This window comes from Candidatus Hydrogenedentota bacterium, from assembly GCA_018005585.1.
GTDB lineage: Bacteria > Hydrogenedentota > Hydrogenedentia > Hydrogenedentales > JAGMZX01 > JAGMZX01.
On sequence record JAGMZX010000128.1, the window covers coordinates 12,047 to 14,810 of the forward strand.

The following is a 2,764-nucleotide window of genomic DNA, read 5'->3' on the forward strand; positions in this document are numbered from 1 at the left end:
AAAAGCCCATGACAAACCTCTCCGGCAGACGTCGTTTCGGTTGGAGCCTCGCTCTGTTCCCATTTGTCTTTCCGCTTACCATAGGAATCGTGTCTATCTTGATGAGCAGGCAGGCGGCCAAGGCTGCGGAGACGCGACTCGAAATAAAGACATGGGCAACCGATTGAGCCGCCACGTTCGCCTGTATGGGACCGTGAGCAAGGCGTCCAGCGGCTGTACACGCTCAACGAGGATTAGGATTCACTCCCCCGTTGGCCCGGAGGGACACCCACCCCGTCGTGCAAGACAGGCAGCCTTCCGGCTGCTCTTGCGGATGCTCCGACGCCATTGGAGAAGCGCCCTATCGCGACGGCTGGACACTGTGAAGCCCTCTCCCGGCAAAAGCCGGAAGGGGCGTGCTTATCAATCCTTGATGACCAGCGCCCCCTTCGCGGGCAGGGCCGGGAAGGGATTGTGCGGCTCGATCTGGTACCAGTAAGCGACGGAGGCGAGGTCGTCCTGGAGGGGCAGGTAGCGCCCTTCGCTCTGCCAGCCCAGGCTCTGGATGGTCACGCGCAGGTCCTTCTCGAAGCGCACGGGGTCGGTGATGTGCCAGCGGTATTCGCCGATGCGGCGCTGTTCGCCCTTGAAGGGGACGTGATAGAACCCCGTGTAGGGACTCGTGAAACTCTCGTAGGAATAGACGCCGTCCTTTTCGCGCTCGTTGTAGCCGTAGGAGCCGCAGAAGTAGTCCTCTTCGCCTGTGCCGCAGATCGTGGGAAATTCGGTGTCTCCGTCTATATAGAACTTGATCTCGCCTTCGCCCCACCATCCGGGGCTATTCGCGCCGTGCGCAAGATAGGTGCCGACATACTGGCCGCGGCCCTGGATGCCGTCGACGATGGTGTACACGTCCTTATACGGCAGCGGGTTCACGCGGCGGAACTGTGCGTGGAAGTACGGCGTGCCTTCCGCCACCGCTTCGAGCGAATAGTCGATTTGGTAGTAGACCGTGGCGCGCTTCTCGCCCTGATTCTCCATCGTCACGCGGCAGCCCTGCCGGAACGGCATCTGCCAATAGGAATTGAAGCCGCTGCGCGGATTCACGCAGACCGCCAGCGATGTGATCCGCGGCTCGCTGCCCATACCCCAGCCCGCGGCGAAGAAGTCGCCCACCGGGACTTCGACCGACGGCTGCTCTTCGCCGTCCCAGTAGAAGCGCAAGATCATGAGGCGGTAATCGCCGACCGGCGTCATCCAGATGTGGTTGATAACGCCTGAACCCTGGATTTCGCCCAACGTGAACGTCGTGCCCGGCTCGATGTGGACATACGGGTTCACTTTCCAGCCCTGGCCCAGTTCACGCGCCGCACGTGCCGCGTTGCCCTCCTCGAGCGTCGCCATGCCGCCCTTGCCCTTTTCGCCGGTGAAATTCTCCGGGCTGATGGACCGTGTCTGCGCGTCCTTGAGCTGATACAGGTTGCTCATGGCGGCGGCCTGCGCGTGCGCGGAGGGCATGCAAAAAACCACCAGGAGTAGAGATAGAATCACTATGCCTGCGTTCATGATGCGTCAGTCTCCCTGATTTGGAGTTAACTTGATCGCGCCTAGGATAACTCCCTCCCGTACTCTATCACAATCGCGGCGTCCGCTCGTGTGGCGCGCAGTGGAAGGCCGCTTTCCATCAAGTCCTTGCCCGTCATGTGGAGCGTTTCGGGCCGGTCCCAGTTCGCAATCACGTAATACGCTTCCGCATCGAGTCCGCGCAGACGCACCGTGAAGTCTTCCCGGCCCTGCGTGTCGCCGCAAAAGGCCTGAACGATACCCCTCCCACTCTCGGTGTCATTGAATTGCCAGGCAAGCCACGCCGCACGGTCGGTGCTCCACGGGGTGAGCGGGTAGTAGTCGGCGGCATACAGGGGGCGCACTTTCAGGTAACGTTCGAGGTGCGCGCGCAGCGCTTCGATTGCGGCAGGGTCCCGGAAATGGATGGCGTAACTCGCGCATGCGCCCATGCCGCTGCGCAGCGCGGCGGTGTCCGTGCTGGCCGCGCCCAGGCCATGCAGCGGGAGCCATAGCGAGAGGCCGTGCGACATCGCTTGCACATTGTGCGGGAAATCCTTCGAGTCCCAGCAACTGTCGCTGCGCCAGAGGGGAACGCTGCGCCGCATCATCTCGAAATCGAGGCGCCGCCCGCCGCTCGCGCAGTTGTCGATGATGAGTCCCGGGAAACGCTCGCGGAGCGCGTCCAGATAGGCGTACAGGCCGCCGATGTAGCGAACCTGCCGCAACCCCTGTTCCTCCGCGGGCTCGTTCGTATGCCAGAAATAGGCCGGATACAGGTTAAAGTCCTGACGATAAATGGCAATCCGCGCGGTTTCGAGCGTCCGCGACACGCTGTCCAACGTCCATTCCCGCGCCGCCGGATTGCCCAAATCGAGGAGGCGGAATCCGTCGTTCTCGTGATAGCGCAGGTCCGGCGGCGTGCCGCTCGGCAGCAGGAGCCAGTCCGGATGCTCGCGGTCAAGCCAAGTGCCGCGCATGACCCGTTCCGGCTCAAACCAGACGAGGAATCGCAGGCCGTTCGCGGCGGCGGCAGCGCCCACCGGAGCCAGTCCACGCGGGAACCGGGTCGGGTCCGGGTGTGGATTCCCCTGCCCCAGCGGAAAACCGGCTTCGTTCCAGCCCGCATCGAGCCAGAAGGTATCGATGGGCAGCTTCGCCGACGCGACAACCGCGGCCAGTTCGCACAGGTTCGCTTCTGTCGTGTCGTTGAATCCCACGA

General features: G+C 62.9%; 2 protein-coding genes. Both read right to left on the minus strand.

Annotated elements, in window-relative coordinates:
* Positions 1 to 402 precede the first annotated feature (402 nt).
* Positions 403 to 1,545, minus strand: coding sequence for a DUF2961 domain-containing protein (locus KA184_18060; GenBank protein ID MBP8131488.1), 1,143 nt, complete (start codon positions 1,543 to 1,545; stop codon positions 403 to 405).
* A gap of 41 nt (positions 1,546 to 1,586) precedes the next feature.
* A partial coding sequence (locus KA184_18065) for an alpha-galactosidase (protein MBP8131489.1) occupies positions 1,587 to 2,764 on the minus strand: 1,178 nt, incomplete at its 5' end.